The 18,618-nt window shown below is 51.5% G+C and carries 21 protein-coding genes; 11 read left to right on the top strand and 10 right to left on the bottom strand.

Annotated elements, in window-relative coordinates; genetic code table 11:
• Positions 1–20: 20 nt before the first annotated feature.
• Together fghA and AZF00_RS15830 are read right to left on the bottom strand one after the other, a co-directional pair.
• A complete protein-coding gene (fghA, locus tag AZF00_RS15835; RefSeq protein ID WP_008252029.1) occupies positions 21–860 on the bottom strand; it encodes an S-formylglutathione hydrolase in 840 nt (279 codons plus the stop codon).
• 48 nt (positions 861–908) lie between these two features.
• Entirely contained in the window at positions 909–2,033 is a 1,125-nt protein-coding gene (locus tag AZF00_RS15830; protein ID WP_008252020.1) for an S-(hydroxymethyl)glutathione dehydrogenase/class III alcohol dehydrogenase, read from the bottom strand.
• 115 nt (positions 2,034–2,148) lie between these two features.
• On the opposite strand from AZF00_RS15830, the gene AZF00_RS15825 reads away from it, so the two are divergent.
• Complete coding sequence (locus AZF00_RS15825) at positions 2,149–3,033, top strand: LysR substrate-binding domain-containing protein (protein WP_008252018.1); 885 nt, start codon at positions 2,149–2,151, stop codon at positions 3,031–3,033.
• Positions 3,034–3,178: 145 nt separating this feature from the next.
• A complete protein-coding gene (locus tag AZF00_RS15820; protein WP_008252016.1) occupies positions 3,179–3,505 on the top strand; it encodes a hypothetical protein in 327 nt (108 codons plus the stop codon).
• A 7-nt stretch (positions 3,506–3,512) separates the two neighbouring features.
• Here AZF00_RS15820 and AZF00_RS15815 read toward each other — a convergent pair whose 3' ends face one another.
• The 4 genes from AZF00_RS15815 to AZF00_RS15800 form a co-directional block, all read right to left on the bottom strand.
• Positions 3,513–3,896: a nuclear transport factor 2 family protein gene (locus tag AZF00_RS15815; protein WP_008252013.1), complete on the bottom strand. Its 384-nt coding sequence runs from the start codon at positions 3,894–3,896 to the stop codon at positions 3,513–3,515.
• A gap of 90 nt (positions 3,897–3,986) precedes the next feature.
• Complete coding sequence (locus AZF00_RS15810) at positions 3,987–4,865, bottom strand: SDR family NAD(P)-dependent oxidoreductase (protein ID WP_008252011.1); 879 nt, start codon at positions 4,863–4,865, stop codon at positions 3,987–3,989.
• A gap of 231 nt (positions 4,866–5,096) precedes the next feature.
• Positions 5,097–5,588: an aminoacyl-tRNA deacylase gene (locus AZF00_RS15805; protein WP_062384190.1), complete on the bottom strand. Its 492-nt coding sequence runs from the start codon at positions 5,586–5,588 to the stop codon at positions 5,097–5,099.
• A gap of 70 nt (positions 5,589–5,658) precedes the next feature.
• The gene (locus tag AZF00_RS15800; protein ID WP_062383594.1) at positions 5,659–6,684 is read right to left on the bottom strand and encodes an IS630 family transposase; all 1,026 of its coding nucleotides are present in this window, start codon (positions 6,682–6,684) and stop codon (positions 5,659–5,661) included.
• A gap of 332 nt (positions 6,685–7,016) precedes the next feature.
• Between AZF00_RS15800 and AZF00_RS15795 the strand changes: the two genes are divergently transcribed.
• Positions 7,017–7,232 (top strand): hypothetical protein, encoded by a 216-nt coding sequence (locus AZF00_RS15795; RefSeq protein ID WP_008252007.1) that lies wholly within the window; start codon positions 7,017–7,019, stop codon positions 7,230–7,232.
• A 37-nt stretch (positions 7,233–7,269) separates the two neighbouring features.
• Here the strand turns inward: AZF00_RS15795 and AZF00_RS15790 are convergent, their stop codons facing one another.
• On the bottom strand, positions 7,270–8,715 hold the full coding sequence (locus tag AZF00_RS15790) for a transglutaminase-like domain-containing protein (RefSeq protein ID WP_008252005.1): 1,446 nt from the start codon (positions 8,713–8,715) through the stop codon (positions 7,270–7,272).
• A gap of 3 nt (positions 8,716–8,718) precedes the next feature.
• Entirely contained in the window at positions 8,719–9,600 is an 882-nt protein-coding gene (locus tag AZF00_RS15785; protein ID WP_008252003.1) for an alpha/beta fold hydrolase, read from the bottom strand.
• 362 nt (positions 9,601–9,962) lie between these two features.
• On the opposite strand from AZF00_RS15785, the gene pomA reads away from it, so the two are divergent.
• The 4 genes from pomA to AZF00_RS15760 all read left to right on the top strand — a co-directional run bounded on the left by pomA (position 9,963) and on the right by AZF00_RS15760 (position 12,904).
• Positions 9,963–10,733, top strand: a complete 771-nt coding sequence (gene pomA, locus AZF00_RS15775; RefSeq protein ID WP_040803981.1) for a flagellar motor protein PomA — start codon at positions 9,963–9,965, stop codon at positions 10,731–10,733.
• Positions 10,734–11,573 (top strand): flagellar motor protein MotB, encoded by an 840-nt coding sequence (locus AZF00_RS15770; protein WP_008251999.1) that lies wholly within the window; start codon positions 10,734–10,736, stop codon positions 11,571–11,573.
• A gap of 152 nt (positions 11,574–11,725) precedes the next feature.
• Positions 11,726–12,256: a hypothetical protein gene (locus AZF00_RS15765; RefSeq protein ID WP_143829470.1), complete on the top strand. Its 531-nt coding sequence runs from the start codon at positions 11,726–11,728 to the stop codon at positions 12,254–12,256.
• A 126-nt stretch (positions 12,257–12,382) separates the two neighbouring features.
• On the top strand, positions 12,383–12,904 hold the full coding sequence (locus AZF00_RS15760; protein WP_040803979.1) for a hypothetical protein: 522 nt from the start codon (positions 12,383–12,385) through the stop codon (positions 12,902–12,904).
• A gap of 75 nt (positions 12,905–12,979) precedes the next feature.
• On the opposite strand, the gene AZF00_RS15755 is transcribed toward AZF00_RS15760, so the two are convergent.
• Complete coding sequence (locus tag AZF00_RS15755; protein ID WP_008251992.1) at positions 12,980–14,155, bottom strand: alkane 1-monooxygenase; 1,176 nt, start codon at positions 14,153–14,155, stop codon at positions 12,980–12,982.
• 136 nt (positions 14,156–14,291) lie between these two features.
• Here AZF00_RS15755 and AZF00_RS15750 point away from each other — a divergent pair, with 136 nt between their 5' ends.
• On the top strand, positions 14,292–15,344 hold the full coding sequence (locus tag AZF00_RS15750) for an AraC family transcriptional regulator (protein WP_008251990.1): 1,053 nt from the start codon (positions 14,292–14,294) through the stop codon (positions 15,342–15,344).
• Positions 15,345–15,371: 27 nt separating this feature from the next.
• Positions 15,372–15,710 (top strand): HopJ type III effector protein, encoded by a 339-nt coding sequence (locus AZF00_RS15745; protein ID WP_008251989.1) that lies wholly within the window; start codon positions 15,372–15,374, stop codon positions 15,708–15,710.
• 50 nt (positions 15,711–15,760) lie between these two features.
• Here the strand turns inward: AZF00_RS15745 and AZF00_RS15740 are convergent, their stop codons facing one another.
• On the bottom strand, positions 15,761–16,024 hold the full coding sequence (locus AZF00_RS15740; RefSeq protein ID WP_008251986.1) for a reeler domain-containing protein: 264 nt from the start codon (positions 16,022–16,024) through the stop codon (positions 15,761–15,763).
• Positions 16,025–16,182: 158 nt separating this feature from the next.
• Between AZF00_RS15740 and AZF00_RS15735 the strand changes: the two genes are divergently transcribed.
• Entirely contained in the window at positions 16,183–17,694 is a 1,512-nt protein-coding gene (locus AZF00_RS15735) for a PQQ-dependent sugar dehydrogenase (RefSeq protein WP_040803975.1), read from the top strand.
• A gap of 320 nt (positions 17,695–18,014) precedes the next feature.
• Positions 18,015–18,353: a hypothetical protein gene (locus AZF00_RS15730; RefSeq protein ID WP_008251983.1), complete on the top strand. Its 339-nt coding sequence runs from the start codon at positions 18,015–18,017 to the stop codon at positions 18,351–18,353.
• Positions 18,354–18,618: the final 265 nt, after the last annotated feature.

Genomic DNA, 18,618 nt, shown 5'->3' with positions numbered 1-18,618 from the left:
TTTATTTAGCTGCTTAGACCTTAGCAATAAAGGTGCTGGTGATGAAAGCGTAAATGAGATTCTATAAAACTGGCGATAAAATAATAACTATGGTCATAGCCGTCGTGATAGTTCAGCTGCAAGGGATAGGCTCGTTTCTTGGCCGCTGCCGCCAGTAAATGGGGTTTGAGTTGCTCGTTGAGAAACTGGTCATCATTGCCCTGATCGATGAGGGTTGGGAGCCGCTCTGTTGCCGTGCCCATGAGTTCGCAGCTGTCGTATGCTTTCCAGGTGTCTTTGTCATTGCCTAAATAAGCGCTAAAGGCCTTTTGCCCCCAAGGACAGTTAATGGGATTGCTTATCGGGCTAAACGCAGACACAGAGGTGTAGCGCTTCGGGTTTTTTAGGGCGATGGTCAAGGCGCCGTGGCCACCCATGGAATGACCGGAAATAGCGCGCTGAGTTGAGATGGGGAAATGCTGCTCAATGAGTTCCGGCAGTTCCTTAACGATATAATCGTACATATGGAAATGACGATTCCACGGCGCTTGGCTGGCATTTAGGTAAAAGCCTGCGCCTTTGCCGAGGTCGTAACTGTCGTCGTCGGCAACGTCTTCGCCGCGCGGACTGGTGTCAGGCGCGATAAGGGCAATGCCGAGTTCAGCGGCGATACGCTGGGCGCCGCTTTTTTGCATAAAATTCTCGTCGGTGCAGGTTAAGCCAGATAACCAATAAAAAGCGGGCACTTTTACGCCAGTGTTGATTTGCGGCGGCAAAAATATCGCAAAGCGCATATCGCAATTTAGGGTGCTGGAGCGGTGGCGGTACTGCTTGTGCCAGCCGCCGAAAACCTTGTTGCTGCTGATGTTTTCAATGGTCATGGTGATTCGCACGACCTTGCAGCCGTGCGCCTTATGGGCTGTGTTGGCTTAGTAGTGAATTACCGAGCGGATACTTTTGCCTTCGTGCATTAGGTCAAAGGCCTCGTTAATGTCCTCTAGCGGCATCGTGTGGGTGATGAAGTCACTTAACTTAAATTCCCCAGCTAAATAGCGTTCAACGTAGTCTGGTAGTTCTGAACGACCGCGCACACCGCCAAAGGCGGTGCCGCGCCAGACACGACCGGTTACCAATTGAAAGGGACGGGTTGAAATTTCTTGCCCAGCACCGGCCACGCCAATAATAATCGACTCTCCCCAGCCCTTGTGACAGCACTCTAGGGCCGACCGCATAATATTGACGTTGCCAATGCACTCGAAGGAATAATCGACGCCGCCGTCGGTCATTTCCACAATTACTTCTTGGATTGGCTTGTCGAAATTTTTGGGATTAATGCAGTCGGACGCGCCGAGCTTGCGAGCTAGCTCAAACTTACTCTCGTTAATATCAATGGCAATGATGCGGCTGGCTTTGGCCATTACCGCGCCAATGACCGCAGAAAGCCCAATGCCGCCCAAACCAAAAATAGCGACGGTGTCGCCTTCTTTGACCTTGGCAGTATTCATGACCGCGCCCATGCCCGTGGTGACGCCACAGCCAAGTAGGCAGACTTCTTCGAGGGGCGCCGCGGGGTTAACTTTGGCCAGGGATATTTCTGGCAATACCGTGTATTCCGAGAAAGTGGAGCAGCCCATATAGTGGTAAATTGGCTGGCCATCTTTGTAAAACCGGGTGGTGCCGTCGGGCATCAGGCCCTTGCCTTGGGTTTCACGGATTTTCTGGCAGAGATTGGTCTTGCCCGATTTGCAAAATTTGCACTCGCCGCACTCTGGCGTGTAGAGGGGGATGACATGGTCGCCGACGTTCACGCTGGTGACGCCTTCACCAATCTGCTCAACGATACCGCCACCCTCGTGACCTAGAATCGCCGGGAAGATTCCCTCTGGGTCATCGCCAGAGAGCGTGAATGCATCCGTATGGCATACTCCTGTAGCGACAATCTTGATTAATACTTCGCCCGCTTTGGGCAGCATGACATCCACTTCTTCAATTTTTAGTGGTTGGCCGGGGCCCCAAGCAACAGCGGCTTTGGATTTAATAAATTGCTCAGACATGTCGATTTCTCTCAATAGCGTGAAAGTGGTGGTCGGTTTCTGAGTGCCATTGTAATTGTTTCTGTATAAGTGATAATTACGGTTATATGCAAAACACTTTTACGAGAATGTAATAATGACTCAGTGGCAGGGGGTGGCTGAATTTGTGGCGGTGGCCGAGACTGGTAGCTTTACCGCTGCGGCGGCACGCTTGGCCGTGTCGGTAGCGCAGGTAAGTCGACAAATCAGTGCTTTAGAGAATCGTCTGGGGGCTAAATTGTTTTTCCGCAGCACCCGTAAGGTGGTGATGACTGAAAATGGCGGGGTTTATTATCAGCACTGTCGCAGTTTAATGGATGGTCTTGACGAGGCGGAGCGCGCGATTTTAGACCTGCAAACTACGCCGCGGGGTAAAATTAAGATGACGGCACCCACCACGTTTGGTGAGGAAAGTGTCATGCCGCTGGTTAATGACTTTCTGTTACTTTACCCAGAGCTGGAGCTGCACTGTGATTTAAGCAATCAGCTTGACGACCTTGTTACCCAAGGATATGACGTGGCGATTCGCATTGGTAACTTAAGTGACTCGGCGATGATGGCCAGAAAGCTTGCGGCGCGCACCCGCTTTGTTTGCGCGGCGCCTGAATATTTAGATCGCTACGGTATTCCCCACTCGCTGGCTGAGTTGGAACAGCATAATTGCTTGGTGGGGGCGTCGGATTTCTGGCGTTTTGAGGAGGGCGGAAAATCTCGCAATGTTCGGGTGTCGGGTCGCATCCACTGTAATAGTGGTTACGCGCTGGTTGATGCCGCCTTAAAAGGCCTCGGTGTGATTCAATTGCCGGACTACTATGTTCAAGCTTATCTCGACGAGGGGCGTTTGATTAGCCTACTCGATCACTACCGTGAGCCTGAGGAGGGCATTTGGGCGCTGTTTCCCCATAATCGCCATTTGTCGCCCAAAATTAAGCTACTCGTTGACTTTCTGGCTAGGGGGTTTGGGGCGTCAGGCGCTGTTTGATGCCTGTTATTAAGGCAATTGAACGACGGCATGCCGCTTACTGGACCATTGGGCGGTGTCTAGCTAGGGGATTTTTAGTCGGGTTTTGTGGTATTTTGAGCCCGACTGAAAATACAGTGCACACAGGGACTAATTGGAGTTGAAGATGTTTAAACTTGGTGGATATCGCGCACTTAATACTTGCGCTCTCGTTCTTGTGGCTATGGTGGCGAGTTCATCGCTATCAGCGCAGACGGTGCCTGTGGTGGCCGGAATCGTACCCAGTAGTAGCGAGCTTCTCGATATTGGTTTGGTTGTTGGCGGCGATATGCTCCGTGGTAGTCTGCTCGATGATACCCTGAGCCTGCCCGGTGCGGGCGTGGTCCTTGGTGGTTCGCTGCTAGATACTGTTGGCTCGCTGAGCCTACCGACGAGCTTGCCGGTAAATACAGGTGTGCTGGAGCTTGTGGATATACCTGCGCAGGCGCTGTAATAAGCGATTATAGGCTTTCTAGCATTGCCCGCATTTTATCTTTGATAAGATTGATTGCTTTGTAGGGTCTGAGCATCACCTTAAAATCGGCAATCTTACCGTTTTCATCCCAGTGAATCATGTCGACACCGTTTACGGTGACGCCGTCCACTTCCACAACAAATTCGAGAACGGCGTTTTGGCCGTCTACGACTTCGCGAACATAGTGAAAACTGTCGTTGGCCAAAACATGAAAGGCGGCGCTTAGATACATCTTGGTCACGTCTTTGCCCACTTGCGGGCTATGCACAACGGGTGAATGAAATACTGCGGTGTCAGCGAGAAGGGTGTCTAGGGCGGTGGCGTCTTTAGCGCTAATAGCCTGGTGCCATGCGGCGAGGGGGCTGTTCATTTTGGCGCTCCGGTTTGAGGTGACAGCAGCCTAAACTACAGCAGTGAAACCGGCCGGGCAATGCTCCAGAGAGTATTGCCCGGCACAGTCTTAGCCGTGTAGACCGTGTTCGATCGGGCACTGGCCGTTAGCCAGCTTTTTGGCGCGCGCTACGAGTGTCGCTTCCATCGTTTCGCGGCCAATCATAATGACAAAATCTTCCTTGCGTATTCCATCTAGGGCGAATGCCGCTAATTCATCTAAATCTTGAACTGGCAGTTCAACGCCAATTTCTTTCATGCCCGTCATGAATTCGTCAAAGGTCATTTCGCCGCCAGCGGGGGCTGGCTTCTCGCGCGCTAATTCGGCGGGACGGTTGCGGCGCGTGGTCCAAATTCCGGTTGGCAAAATGCCGCCAGAAGGGTAGAAAATACAGGCGCGGAGCTTGGTGTTTTGGCCGACAAGCTGGGCGTTTAGGCATTCGGTCATAATAGACACACCGGCTTTGCTGCAGGCGTATACCGACTGGTCGGCGAGGGGGGATATGCCGCCATCGCCCGACGAGGTATTCATAATTAAGCCGGGTTCGCCCGACTCAATCATTCGCGCCACAAATGCTTGAATACCGTGGGCAACGCCCCGTAAATTTACCCCTAATACCCAGGCCCAGTCGTTGGGGGTGGTGTCCCAAACATTGCAGTTTGAAACGCTAACGCCGGCATTGTTACAAAGAATATGGCAGGCACCAAACTCCGCAAACACAGCATCGGCGAGGGCGGTGACCGACTCCGCTTTTGATACATCGGTGACAATGGCGCGTACCACGCCGCCGTTGGCACTAAGCTCGGCGGCGGTTTTATCCAATGCTGTTTTTTCGACATCAGAAAGCACTACCTTGGCGCCTCCAGCGAGAAACGCCTTGGCCAGTGCCTTGCCTATGCCGCTAGCGCTGCCGGTAACGACAACGACTTTATCGGTGAAATCTTGCATCTTTGCTCCCCATTTATGGTTTTTATCCTGGTTTAATTTCGACCTTGCTGAAGCGCTATTACTGGGCGCTTCTCCGTATATGGCTTGAAGTAACCATAATATAAATTTACACCATAGTGTAGTTATTTTCAAAGGGCTTTATGAAGGCCGTCTTGGTAGGGGGCATAGCGACTGTGCGGGACCATAGAACGGCCCCGCTCGGGATAGCGGCAGCGAGGGCGTCAATACGTGTTAGTGAACTATAGATCCGAAGCGATCGTCTTGTGGGCAGCTCATATACAAATGATCCTGCCCATTCATCAGCTCCATAAATGCCCCGTGCTGAAGATGGATTAAGTGTTCGTGGTCACCGCTCTCGAGGTAAACGTCTTTGGCGTGATTGAACTCGACTTCCCAGCTAACGGGCAGGCCATAGACTTGGCCGAGAGCGGGAACCGCGCCAATTTCACAGTCGTCGAAAAGCATGGCGACTTCGCGCTCCGTTGCCAGGCGGTAGTTGCCGTGCATGTGGGCATTGACGCGCTCGAGTATGAGCCGATGGTTTGCGGGAATCACGCACATGCGGTAGCGGTCGCCGTCGTGCAGTATTACTGCCTTGGCAATTTGCGAGGGCGGTAGTTTCGCCATGCGTGCGCTTTGCATGCTATTGCGGCTATGGGCGTGGCTGACTAGGTCAAAATTAACCCCAATTTTATTGAGGTGGGCGGCGATGCGTGGAGACATACTCACGGTTTTATCCTCCGGCGTTTGCAAGAAACGCATTCATTATTAACCCGGCGGATTTTGGTATCTGTTATGCGGCATAACGAATTTTCTCGTGCTTAAAATATTTGCGGACACGATGTGGCTTCCGTTGCAGCATACGCATGTGCTTCGATACCTTCTGTTTGAGTTGCTCTTTATTGCGTGCGGGCTGCCCACTATGCACACCACCCTTGAGGTCACAATTCAAATACTCGTCAGGATTTAGTTCTGGCGAATAAGCTGGCAGATAAAATACCTGAATCATTTTTTTGTGCGCCTCTAACCATTCTTTTACCGGCTTGGCATGATGCACCCGCAGATTATCCAGAATCAAAAACACTTTGCGCTTCGCATCTTTGAGCAATCGCATCATGAAATCAATCAGTCTATCCGCATTCATGTTGCCTTCAAATATCTGGTATCTTACTTTGCCCTGATTGGTCACTGCTGAAATCATGTTGCACGATTCACGCTTGGCATTTAGACGAATCACTGGGGTCTTTCCTTTGGGCGCATAGCCCCGCTCATGCTGGCAGTCGTTACGCAGACCAGTCTCATCGCCCCAGTAAATCTCGGCATTTTGCTGCTTCGCTTGCACTTTTATCGCCGGATATTCTTCCTCTAGCCATGCTTTCACTTCCGGCGCGCGTTGTTCATACGCACGCTTTTGTGGCTTCTGCGGTGTCATGCCCCAGCGCTTTAGGTAATCGCCAACGGTGCGTACGGGTAGCGCCAGCCCATAGCAATTAAGGATCAGTTCGCGAACCGATTCCCGCGTCCACAACGCATAGGGCATTTTTAATTGATCCGGCGTTTTGTCGATCAGCACCGATTCAATATGCTGTTCCTGTTCAGCCGTTAACCGCCGCCCACTACCGGCTTTTCGCCCCGGCTTATCGTATCCTAGTTGATTCTTGTCGCGCTTTAACCAACGACCAATCGTATCCGCGTGAATGCCCACTATTTCGCCAATCTCGGCTCTCGTCATTCCGCGTTTCCGAAGTCGATGCGCCTGTCGACGTTTTTCTTCAAGAACTTCTAAGGATAATTTTCTTGCATCAATTTTTTCGTCCATTCGCGCATTATATCAGATACTTTTGATCGCCGGGTTAATAGTGCCATTAAAATATAGTTTGGCGCGGGGCAGCTTGTCCAAGAAGGGAATCATGTTATGCCAGAGCTTTATAATGCTAAGCGCTATAAGCATTTGGATGCTGGGGTGTTCGGTAATACTTTTTTGAATGGTCTCGCTTCGGCGGCAGAGAATAGTTTACTTTTTGCTACATAATTAGCGTTTGTAATATTAGCGTCATCACTATGTAACATTTATGCACGATAATTTGTCCTTTCATGGCAGCTGGATTTCTGCCTTTTTATTTTAATATTATCTGCAAATACGGAGTGTATATGCGTTTAAATTGCGTGGGTGTTAAGGCAGTTCAGTTATTGCTGGTGTCGCTTTCTATGTTGTTATCGACAATATCGGTGGCCGATGAGCCCGTACAGTTGCTTGAAGAGGTCACTGTAGTTGGCGCCGTGCGCGGTAGCTCGACGATAGTGATTGCCGATATTGATGTGGCGGGCGACGAAAGCCTCGATGACATGCCCTACGTCTACGAGTAGTGCAATTACGCCGACATTAAACGTTGTTGAGCTTTGTTCAGCGACGTTTAATGTGCATTGCAGATGTTATTTGTAGTGTATGTATTTTTTCATTTATTTTTAACACTTCGCTTTGTTCACCGCTGCTAATACCCAGTGCAATATGACCCGCAGTAAACCTACCTAAGCCGCTATCGAAACTCTGCCACTGCTCTCCCGTCCAAGCCTGCACCCAGGCGTGGGGAACAAACACATATTTGCGGCCTAAAAAACGCTCATTATTATACGCTAAGCCAAATACGACACGGCTTGGAATACCGGCTGCACGCGCAAGCGACGCTAATAAAAGCGCGTGTTCAGTGCAGTCGCCTTGTTTGCTGTGGTATGCCTCCAGAGCAGTGGCGTAGCCGGAATAGGTGGCTTCACTATTCATGTGCCGACTTACAAAATGGCTGAGACGACGCATTTTTGCAGCTGGGCTTATGTTCCTTTCGCCGAGTACATCGTCAACTGTGGTATGGAAAATGGCATTGTCACTGGCGAGCCAATAATTTGTTTGTAAGTAGGTGTTGAGCAGTGCTGGGCTGAGCGAAGTTTCGGGTGCACAATCGGTGCAAACGGTAATTTCTACGCCGCCGTTAATCGGGGTTACCGTTTGTTCAGTGGTGCTCGGTGGTGTGTCGGAAAATTCGCCGAGGAGCTGGTAGCGAATTTTGCCCCGCAGCGCCGCGTCACTGATTTTATAGGGCGAGGCTATGAGTTGACGATACACATGGGTAACCGCCTGAAAATCCGCTGTGGCACATTCATAGCTGCAATTTTCAATGCGCAATTCGTCGCCGCCGGAGCGACTGATCTCAGTTAATGGCCGAAATGCCGTGTCGGTAAAAATTTCGCTGTAGCGGGCTTGATTCGTCATGACCTGACGTTGAATTTGCCAGGCATAGGCGGGCTGGTCCGCTGCGGTATAGGGTTTGACGATCAGTTGAATTTGTTCAAATTGTTGGCTGCTAAAATTCCAAGTGAAATAGGTGAATGGCGATGTTTGTCCTGCGCCGGTTGCTAAAACCTGACGCAAACCCTCGGGTAAAAAGAAGGGTTGGGGTATCGCATAATCGGTGGTATTGCCGGTAAGGTCATTCTGTATTAAGTGCAGCACGTTCGTGTCTACAACTGCGCGCATATTGTGATTGGTCGTGGCTGAGCTGACACGCTTGCTAATTGATATTGGCGCACCCTCTGGGCTTTCTCGGTACTCTAATACCGTTGTTGTCGTTGCATCAGCTGCGCCGGGCTGACTAAGGGTAATCACCAAGGTTTCTTTGTTAATGATTTCGTCTTTTGTGACGTGACGCTCCAGGTGCCGGTAGCCGAGTTTACTACCCGCCAAGCTCAGGGTCTGCCATTGCTCGGCTTCTCCCCAGACGGTGGCGCCGCTAACCATAAGAAATAAGCCAGCCGCCGCACTGAGCCAGTATTTGACGGTGTTTTGGGGCGCGTGCATATGCTAGGTTTCTGAGCGGAGCAGCTTGGTGCACTGCAACCAATCTCGGCTGAGTTTAACCACTTGCTCGCAGTCTTCCTGTAAGGCCATATGTCCGGCGCCTTTAATAACACCGTGACTAACAAAGGGCGATAGTCGCTTTACTCGTCGCTCAAACTCCTTGGCCTTGTGCAAATACGAGTGTTCAGCCCTAAGCACCAGGGTGGGCACCTGAATATTGCGCAGTGCCTGCCAGGGAGAAAAAGTGTGTTTGAAATTGTGCGCTTCCCACTCGCGGTTATAGCTCAGCTTATACTGCCCGTCGGCCTGTTCAATGAGCCCTGCTTGGGCATATTCATTAAACGCGTCTGCTGAAAAGCGTCGGTAGGCCGCTTTGTTGCGATGGTAGTCTATAAATGCCTGGCGGTCCGGCCACAGCTGTTGGCGGTTTTGGGTGCGCTTCACCAAATTTAATCGGCCCATCAGTTCGGTGGGGGCAATGGCTGCCACGGCGGGTAAAAAGCGGCCGGGGATGGTGGCGGGGTCAAACATCAGTAGCGCTTTAAAAAGCTCAGGACGTTTGGCGGCCGCTAAGGCCGAAACTGTGGCGCCAATAGAATGCCCCATGGCAATGACAGGGCGAGTTTGGGCGTGCTCTAAAAATGCAATGAGATCGTCGGCGTGCTGGCGCCACGAGAAGCCCCGAGGCGGCGGCTGGTGGTCCCAAACACCGCGATTTTCTAGACCAATTATGTGGTAGTCAGATTGGAAGTGGGCGAGAAATGGCGTGTAGCTAGCCACCGGAAAGCCATTGGCTGCGGCAAAGTGAAGGGGTTCTTCACCGTGTCCGCCAGCTTGCCATATTGCCGGGCCGCGGCCGAAATCAGATTGTTGAGTATTTAACATGGCGGTTTATTGGCTGGGAATAGTAAGCCCTAAGCATACCATGGTCTTTTGTGCTGGGGAGAGGGGGCAGCCGCTTGCGCGCTTAAGGTAGGTTGGGGGAGCGGGGTCATTAAACGGTGAATATACAGTAATTGTATCGTTGAAATCCGCTATGGACGCCGCTGAGTATGGCGGGCTATGGTGGCGATTACTGGCGTAATGGCTTGTTCAAATGAGCAGAATGACGCGCCCCTAGGGGAATCCCCTATAAAGTTAAATGCTCTGCTGCCGTTAATAACATTACGTATGGGTGAACTAGCGGCCGAGAATGGCAAACCCCGGCGCTTTTACCAATTCACTGACCAAGATAGTCGGAGTTTTCTTTGGACATAGCAACGTTATTAGGCATGTTGGGTGCCCTCGGGGTCATCGTCACCGCGATTGTAATGGGGGGCAGCGCCAGTGGATTTATCGATACGCCAAGCTTACTGATTGTGGTTGGTGGGGGCTTGCTGGCGAACTTGGTTAAATTTCCCTTGGATCAAACGATGGGCGCATTTAAGGTGGCGTCGCGGGCGTTTGTGCACAAACCCACCAGTTCTGAAGATCTTATTGCCGAGTGTATGTCGATGGCCGGGGTTGCTCGCAAAGAGGGTTTGCTGGGTTTGGAGTCACTAGAGATCAGCAATGAGTTTCTCAATAAGGGTGTGCAGATGGCGATTGACGGCCACGACCCTGAATTTGTGCGCCGGGTGTTGAATAAGGAGATTAGCCAAACTATTGAGCGTCATGAAATGGGCGAGGCGGTTTTTAAAGGCTTTGGCGAGTCGGCGCCCGCCATGGGCATGATCGGTACCTTGGTTGGTCTAGTGCAAATGATGTCCAATATGTCTGACCCCAAGGCGCTGGGCCCGGCAATGGCCGTGGCCTTGTTAACAACGCTCTACGGCGCCGTTTTGGCAAATGTGGTGGCGCTGCCAATGGCCGAGAAAATGGCATTTCGCACCGCCGAGGAACGTCGTAATCGGCATCTGATTTTAGAGGCGGTTGATGGCATACAAGAAGGGATAAATCCTCGGGTACTGGAGTCCTTGCTGCAAACCTATTTGCCAGACAATAAGCGTGAAGTCGAACCCAAGCCTGAGGAAGCCTAAGTGAACCTGGACGATGCGCCGAAGAAGGTATCTGCTGGCGCGCCCGCTTGGGTGCTCACCTTTGCGGATTTGATGTCGCTGCTACTGGCCTTCTTTGTTCTGCTGTTTTCATTCTCAGAAATGGATAAGCAGAAGTTTAAGGAATTGTCGGGGTCAATGAAGGACGCTTTCGGGGTGCAGCGGGAAATACCTGCATTTAAACCACCGATAGGAACCAGCATGATTGCCCGGGAGTTCAGCCCTGGCGCGCCGAAACCCACCGCTGAAAATCAAGTTCGCCAAGAAGCTATTCGTGAAATGCGCGACTTTGTAAAGGTTGAGGCCGACGAGGCGCTGAATGACGACCTTGAAAAAGTAAAAGCGCATCTTGCCGTGGAAATCAGCGAAGGCCTTGTTGAGGTGGTTGATGACGGTGAGCGAGTCATTATAATTCGGATTCGTGAGCGCGGTTCGTTCTCATCAGGAAGCGCCGATCTGTCGCCGGGGTTTGAGCCTGTGCTGGCTAAATTAGGGACCCTGCTAAATGAAATTAAGGGCGAGATTGTGGTTGCCGGACACACCGACACCGTGCCGATCCATACCGAGCGCTATTATTCAAATTGGGATTTGTCGTCGGCAAGGGCGACTACCGTTCTGCGGGGCATTATCGAGGCCAGCAGTCAGCCGAATGAGCGCTTTCGGGTTATGGCCCACGCCGCAACAAGGCCTCTTGCGGACAATGAGACGGCTGAAGGCCGAGCGCGTAATCGGCGGGTCGAAATCTTCCTATTGCGCGGTGCCAAGCATGACCCGGCAATGGGCGCTGCCATTGGTGGGCGCGAAACCTCATTATTGAATTGAGTTGTAAGTTTTTAATTTAAAAGCTAAATTGCGTCATTAGAAATGTGACTGACATCTCGCAAAGGAATATTACGTATAGCATGCAAACCACTTTAATAGCTAAATGCACCCCTAGCAAAGGTAAACACGTAGCAAAGTATAAGGTGGATGTAATGACTATTCGTAAATTAGTATCTGTAGGTGTCGCCTCCGTTGTATTGTCTTTTGGCGTGCAGGTGAATGCATCATCGGGCTGGGAGTTAGAGGCAATCTCCAAGTCGACCGGTTACAGTGTGCATGGCCAAAAGGGCAGTGCAAATCAATTTGGCTTGCTAAAACACAGTAATACCTGTGGCGCTGATGAGCTGTACATTAGCTGGGCAAGCGACAGCGCAAATATTTGGTCGCTCGCCGGTCAAAAGGTTTCCCTCGCAGCGGATTTTGATGGCGTCGCCTTGGATATCCCCCTTGAGGTTATTTCGATCCGCCCGCTGAAGGGTAATCAGCATCAAGTAATATTTGGTCATTCCTTTGCTAACCCAGAGCTATTGGCGCTCATGACAGCGGCTGGCTCCGTCAATTTAATGATGACCTCGTCTGACGTCGCGCAGTATTTCACCGTGACGGGCGATAACTTCCCGCTGCAGGGCTTTGCGCAAGCGCGTTCAAAAGCACTTACGCGCTGTGAATCTCAGAGTGGTTGAAGGCAATACCAGCCAATGAAAAGGGCTGCCGTGGCATACGGCGGCCCTTTTTTTATGATTGCGCATGGTCTTCAGCTTTCGTTCAGCTAGCTCCTGATACCTTACAAGCACATTCAGGAGGAACTGATGATGACAAATACAACGGCACTAAAAGTAGAACACCCCGGTGTAATCCGTAACCTGCTGCTCACCGCCTTGCTTGCGGTCGCGGTTGCCGTGACGCCTAAGCAAGCTCACGCTGAGCATGCGGAGACAGCTGCCGCGGTGTTAATTGGCGCTGCAGTCTTGTATGCCGCCCACGACGCCCACAAATCAGAGAGAAAGTACGCTAAGCGCCATGCCCATGTTCACGACCGCCATTGTGGACACCATGTCGAATATCGACGTAACGATCATCATCGCTATGGTAACGCGCATGTGTATTACCAAAATCAATATACCCGAGATCGTCATTCAAGCTATTACGGCAAGCACCCGAAGTACGTAGAGCAACACCACGGCGGCAAGCACAGTAACAAATACGCTAAGAAGCATGATAAGCACGATCGTTATGGTCGGGATGACCATAACGGTAAGAAGTATCGCAATGATGACCGTCATGCTAATCAATCGTGGAATACCCGGGTTAGAGTGAGTCAGGGCCACTAAGATCTTTGCTTACGACAACTCAAAGACGGAAGGATGTGGCGGCTGAAATAGGCCGCCATTTTTTTGCGCCGACATTTAGCCCTGCGCAGCCACTGTGATTTTATGCTGATAATAGTCGCGCTTACCGGCTAAAACGTTGATGCGGTCGATATCGTGTTCCGCCCAGTTGAGTACTTTTTTATCCATAACTCGGAACCAAAGCGGTGGAATATAAGCGAGCAGAAACATGGCGTAATAGCCGGCGGGGAGCTGCGGCACATTCTCGAAGTGTCTTAAGCACTGATAGCGACGGCTGGGGTGGGCGTGATGGTCCGAATGGCGCTGAAGCTGAAAGGTGATTAAGTTAGAAATAAGTGAGTTTTGGTTCCAAGAGTGCTGCGGTTGTGGCGTTTCGTAGCGGCCATTGTCCAGCTTTTGCCGCAGTAGACCGTAGTGCTCCACATAGTTTGCCGCGGTTAAATTGGTATGTCCTAGCAGGCTAGTGATCATGACAAAGGCTAATATTGTCGGTCCGCATAACAGGCCTACCGTCGCAAAAAACACAAAAGTGATGATGGCGCCGGGCAGTATTTCATTTTTGCTTGACCAGAACGACAGGCCTTTTGAATGCAGGCGCTCGGCTTCTAAGCGCCAGCCTCGCAGCCAGGTGCCAGGCATTTCTCTCAGCATAAAGCGGTAAAAGTTTTCACCTAATCGTGAAGAGGCGTGATCGTTGGGCGTGGCGACATCGCGGTGGTGGCCGCGATTATGCTCAACGCTGAAATGGGGGAGTGCGGCAATGCCGAGAGCAAGACTGGCTGCCCAGCGTTCCGGCCGATTTTTTTTGTGGCCTAATTCGTGGCCAAGGTTTAAAAATGCGCCGCCCAAGCCCATACACGATAATGCAAGGGCAGCCAGCCCTAGGATTGATAGCTGTGCATACCACGCATAGGCAATGGCGCTAAACCACACCACAAGCGTGCCCGCCAAAGCGACAAATAAGGCCCAGCGAAAGTAATTGTCCGCATCTAAGGCGGGTACATCAGCTTCATCGTGGTTGTTGGGATCTTGGCCAGAAACATAGTCAAGCACGGGAATGGCGACATAAAAAATAATAAAGCCGAGGGCCAGCCACGCGCTATTACCGGTTTTTAGTGCGGGAATGATTCCGATCAAGGCGAGCCACGGCATAAAAAAGGCATTTATCATCCACAGCCAGCGAAACCGCTGAGTAAGGTCAGTAATTGAAAATCGCGATATTGTCGTTGCCATCGTTATCGTCCTTATTATGGGGCTTATATTGGGTTATGGCGTTTGCTCAGTGCACGCACTGACTTCTTACAGTACGCCTAGGGTGTGGCGAGTTAAATGTTGCTACTGACCGTGATTATTGTTAATTTCGGCCATTATGGATAAAAATAACAATCATTCGACCGCATCACACACTGGGCAGCGACCCGCACTGGGGCTCTTAATCTTGTGCCAAACCCTTGAGGAGCTAGGGCTAGATTACGAGGCGGCCAGTTTAAGAACCGGTCTAAGTCGGAGTCAGCTAGAAACCCCAGGTTATTTGATTCGCTCAGAGCAAGAGCTCGCCTTTATTGAAGCGGCGCTCGCCGCGAATCCTCGGCCGGATCTTGCCTATCTGGTGGGGCGACGTTATCACTTTGGCGTTTTTGGTATTTGGGGCTTAGCCCTAATCTGCAGTGAAAATTTGCTGCAGGCTTTTCAAATTGCACAGGAGTTTATTGAGCTAACCCACAGCTTTGTCGGTTTGGAATTAAGCATTGACGGGACCGTAGCGAGTTTGGCGTTGCGCGATCACTACCCTGCTGGTGCGGTGCGCAATTTTGTGGTCGAGCGGGACCTGATTGTGACCCTGGTTATTGCGACAGAGGCGGCCGCTCAGAAAATACCGCTGCTATCTTTGGAGGTGGCAATCCCCGCGCCTGCGCATGCCAAAGAAATTGAACGTATGGTTGGTTGCCCAGTGGTATTCAATGCGCGCCGCACTCGTGCGACCTTATCGAGCGAGATATTGCAGATTGCCCTGCCTCAGTCTAACGCGGTGACGTGGTCGGCCTGCGTTCGGCAATGCCGTGAACTCATTGCCCGGCAGCACGGCGAACGCAGCTTTACGCACCGCGTTGAGCGGGCAATTGCGGACACCGCATTTCAAGGTATTCAGGTGGTTGCCGACGCGTTGAGCCTGCCGGAGCGAACGCTGCGCCGGCAGTTACAGCATGAGGGCACGAGTTATCGCGCGCTAAGCCAGAAGCTGCGCTTAGAGTTGGCTCAGCAATTTCTTGCTGATGACAGTTTGCGGCTCGATCAGGTGGCTGAAAAGCTTGGTTACAGTGAGGCGGCTAATTTTAGTCATGCATTCAAACGCTGGAGTGGACTAACACCGGGGGAGTATAGATACAGTACCCGCAATGTTAACACTGAAAGTAATCTATAATGCCCAGCGTTAAAAAGAGGATTAAAGATGACAATAGCAGAACTGATTGAACGCTTGGCGCAACAGCCACTGGCATTTACTGAGGTAATGGCGGTAATCGACGACAACTACACGTTTACGCCGACGGCCTTTCAAAATGGTGAGCAGTATAATGAAGCGGGAACGAACAATGGCTCGTGTAAAATTTTCGCGTTTGGCGCCTTACACCAACTAAGCGCGCAAGCGACGTTGAATGCCTTCGGGGATTTTTACACTAAGGACGTGCTGGCGAATCCGGACGGTGACGACCACGCCAATATCCGTAATTTTATGCGCAGCGATTGGGCTGGCATTCGTTTTGAGGGGAGTGCGTTGGCGCTTAAATAGGCTAAAAACGGGGGTGCTTGACGGGTAATTGTAAGCACCCATGCCGTTGCTTAGGCTAGCGCGTCGGCTTCGCTCACAAGGGGGCGGTCGGTTCTGGTGCCGCGCATTATGTTGCCATCGGGCTTGTTGTCGGCGCCGCAATGACCGAGCATCACGTAGTCGTCGTGGACTTCGACTAATACGCCAACAAAGGGCATGTCACGCATACTGCCGTCGACTCGGTAGCTAACGAGATCGCCGGGTTTAAAGGTGTCCGGATCAAAATTTAAGTCAAAAGGGCATTTTTCGCCGTCGCTGCTTCCCATATTCATCATGGCTGATTATCTCTATTTATTGGTTTTCGGGCTTGAAAATTTAAGCGACAGTATAACAATTTTTTTACTTAGTGACCCCTGTACTGGCGTGATTGTCTTGTATACGGTGGGTTTGCTTGTCTCTTGAAATACCACAACAGGGCAATTGAGCGATGAAAATGTTTAAGCGATTATTCTTCACCGTAGCGGTGATCCTTGGTCTGGTCATTATTACGCCGCTGTTGCTTATTCAGTTCGGCCCAGCGGGCTGGGGCACTACCTCAAAAGTGATGCTCAATATGGTGTTTGGCTATGGCGGAGAAGCGCCCAGCGCCAGCGGGGTAAAGCAGCGCCTAGAGGTGGCCGACGGCTTTAGTGTGAGCCTTTATGCCACTGGCTTGGGGAAAATCCGCTTTTTGAAGGTGACCGATTCAGGGGATCTACTGGTCAGTCGGCCGCGTAGCGGCGAAATACTTTTGCTGGAGCGCGACGGCAATGGCGACGGCCTGCCAGATGGGCAGCGGGTGCTGTTGGCGGGCTTAACGCGCCCCCACGGTTTGGATATTGCCGGAAGCTGGCTGTATGTGGCGGAGTCCGACGGTGTTGGGAAAATTGCGTTTAATAGCACTGACGGCGCGGTTTCTGGAGATTACCAGCGTATTGTCTCGGGTTTGGGGGACAAGGGTAACCACTGGACGAAGACGGTTCGCGCCTCCAGCGATGGCTGGCTATACCTTAGCGCAGGCTCTACCTGTAATGTCTGCGAGGAAGTGGATCAGCAGCGCGCCACTATAATGCGTTTTCGGCCAGACGGCAGTGAGTTCTCGATATACGCCAGCGGTTTGCGAAATAGCGTCGGCCTCGACTGGGCGCCTTGGGATAATAGCCTGTACGCGACGGATAATGGTCGCGACTTGCTTGGCGATGATATTCCCCCCTGTGAATTGAATCGAATAGAGGAGGGAGGCTTTTACGGCTGGCCCTATGTGAACGCGAGTACACCAGACCCTGATCTTGGCGAGTTGAACGCCAGCGCTGTCGCGCAGAATATTCCGCCGAGTCATGAATTCCGGGCGCACAATGCGCCACTGGGCCTTCGGTTCTTACGCCGTAGTGCGGTTGCTGGTTTTGAGCGAGCGGCGCTCGTTGCCCTGCACGGCTCGTGGAATCGCAGCGTTGCCGATGGCTATAAAGTTGTGTCGCTGCACTGGCAGGCCGATGGCAGTATTGTTGAAAAGGACTTTTTAAGTGGCTTCTTGCAGGGTGATACTTTGCTGGGGCGTCCAGTGGATATTACTGAAGATCGCGATGGCACTATTTTTATATCAGATGACTATTCAGGCTCAATCTATCGTGTTGCGATTGGCGAGGATGGTGCGCCGGCCCTTGCGCCAGAGGCATTAGCGCCGCCACCGCAGGGCCGCAGAGACAGTGGCTTGGCATCGTATACTGGCGAACAGCGCCGCGACTTGCTTGCGCGCGGGGAAATTGTGTACCGGAGTCACCCCTGCAGTAGTTGCCATATGAGCGGCAAAACTGAATCGGCTATTCCATTAGTGGGCTTAGCTGAGCGGTATACCGTCGCTGAATTAGCCGCATTTTTTACAGCGCCAACACCACCAATGCCAGTATTTCCATTGAGCGCATCTGACCGTGAAGCCTTGGCGGTCTATTTATTGGCTCGGCAGTGAGGGTTTAAGTGGGGTATCGCTGGCGGTTTTCTTGAATTGATATGCAATTTAGGATTGTCAAAATGCGTATCAATTCACAGTGCGTATTGATACGTATCGAGAAAACTAAGCAATTTCGTTAGTGTTCTGGTGAGCGATATAAATACGTAAGTTCTAAATGTTATAGCTCGTTTTGACTAGTCTGTGTAATACGGATATTCCACCTTTTAATAATGCGCGCGTATTGCCGAGTGGCAATGGCAGCAAAGGGCTGGCTGGCAGGGTGCTGGGCCCGCATTTACATTACCTGTGTTGTAATGCAAATAGTTTGAGGCAAATCAATGAAAAAATTGAATGAAGGTTTCACCTCTAAGGGGGCGTTAAAGCGCAAGCAGGGCGGTTTTGTCCTTGCCGCTGAATTAACGCTGATGAGTTCTATTATGGTCGCTGGTGTGACTGTTGGGATGACCACGCTGCGCGACTCTTTATTGGCCGAAATGGAAGATACTGCTGAGGCGATTGGTTCTTTAGATCAGAGCTTTTCTTATGCCGGCGTACGCAATGGTCATGGTACCGCGGCAGCGGGCGGCTCGGGCTTTCGCGATGCAATTGATACTAATGCTGGCGATGGCGTCGGCTTTGTCTTTGTGCAGTCAGATAATGTCGAGGGTGGCCTGTAGTTTATTGCACCAAAGGTAAATGACTAAGGCGCCTGCGGGCGCCTTTTTTGTTGTTTGGTCGCGCTGTAATTGTGCTGCGGAATACCGGCGTGGTGTTTAATGCGCAATGCTGAGACATGAACTATCGTCGCCATTGCGTATGCGCGTGGGGTCTGACTCGGCTTGCTGCGCTTAATTATCATGCGCGAGCAGCGCTAGGTCTGGCAAAAAATGCGCAGTGCTTCTAAGTCTTAACTTGCTGTATTCCCTAGTATTAATATTTGTC

This window comes from Zhongshania aliphaticivorans (genome assembly GCF_001586255.1).
Taxonomy (GTDB): Bacteria; Pseudomonadota; Gammaproteobacteria; order Pseudomonadales; family Spongiibacteraceae; genus Spongiibacter; species Spongiibacter aliphaticivorans.
The sequence above is the reverse complement of the archived record's forward strand: the minus strand, read 5'-3'. Positions and strand labels throughout refer to the sequence as shown.

Bases quoted from the DNA above. Each gene is read 5' to 3' on its own strand.
- AZF00_RS15755 (WP_008251992.1), bottom strand. From the start codon at position 14,155: ATGGCAACGACAATATCGCGATTTTCAATTACTGACCTTACTCAGCGG.
- AZF00_RS15740 (WP_008251986.1), bottom strand. From the start codon at position 16,024: ATGATGAATATGGGAAGCAGCGACGGCGAAAAATGCCCTTTTGACTTA.
- AZF00_RS15745 (WP_008251989.1), top strand. From the start codon at position 15,372: ATGACAATAGCAGAACTGATTGAACGCTTGGCGCAACAGCCACTGGCA.
- fghA (WP_008252029.1), bottom strand. From the start codon at position 860: ATGACCATTGAAAACATCAGCAGCAACAAGGTTTTCGGCGGCTGGCAC.
- AZF00_RS15760 (WP_040803979.1), top strand. From the start codon at position 12,383: ATGATGACAAATACAACGGCACTAAAAGTAGAACACCCCGGTGTAATC.
- AZF00_RS15815 (WP_008252013.1), bottom strand. From the start codon at position 3,896: ATGAACAGCCCCCTCGCCGCATGGCACCAGGCTATTAGCGCTAAAGAC.
- AZF00_RS15830 (WP_008252020.1), bottom strand. From the start codon at position 2,033: ATGTCTGAGCAATTTATTAAATCCAAAGCCGCTGTTGCTTGGGGCCCC.
- AZF00_RS15825 (WP_008252018.1), top strand. From the start codon at position 2,149: ATGACTCAGTGGCAGGGGGTGGCTGAATTTGTGGCGGTGGCCGAGACT.
- AZF00_RS15805 (WP_062384190.1), bottom strand. From the start codon at position 5,588: ATGTCTCCACGCATCGCCGCCCACCTCAATAAAATTGGGGTTAATTTT.
- AZF00_RS15790 (WP_008252005.1), bottom strand. From the start codon at position 8,715: ATGCACGCGCCCCAAAACACCGTCAAATACTGGCTCAGTGCGGCGGCT.
- AZF00_RS15800 (WP_062383594.1), bottom strand. From the start codon at position 6,684: ATGGACGAAAAAATTGATGCAAGAAAATTATCCTTAGAAGTTCTTGAA.
- AZF00_RS15795 (WP_008252007.1), top strand. From the start codon at position 7,017: ATGCGTTTAAATTGCGTGGGTGTTAAGGCAGTTCAGTTATTGCTGGTG.
- AZF00_RS15820 (WP_008252016.1), top strand. From the start codon at position 3,179: ATGTTTAAACTTGGTGGATATCGCGCACTTAATACTTGCGCTCTCGTT.
- AZF00_RS15810 (WP_008252011.1), bottom strand. From the start codon at position 4,865: ATGCAAGATTTCACCGATAAAGTCGTTGTCGTTACCGGCAGCGCTAGC.
- AZF00_RS15750 (WP_008251990.1), top strand. From the start codon at position 14,292: ATGGATAAAAATAACAATCATTCGACCGCATCACACACTGGGCAGCGA.
- AZF00_RS15730 (WP_008251983.1), top strand. From the start codon at position 18,015: ATGAAAAAATTGAATGAAGGTTTCACCTCTAAGGGGGCGTTAAAGCGC.
- AZF00_RS15765 (WP_143829470.1), top strand. From the start codon at position 11,726: ATGACTATTCGTAAATTAGTATCTGTAGGTGTCGCCTCCGTTGTATTG.
- AZF00_RS15785 (WP_008252003.1), bottom strand. From the start codon at position 9,600: ATGTTAAATACTCAACAATCTGATTTCGGCCGCGGCCCGGCAATATGG.
- AZF00_RS15735 (WP_040803975.1), top strand. From the start codon at position 16,183: ATGTTTAAGCGATTATTCTTCACCGTAGCGGTGATCCTTGGTCTGGTC.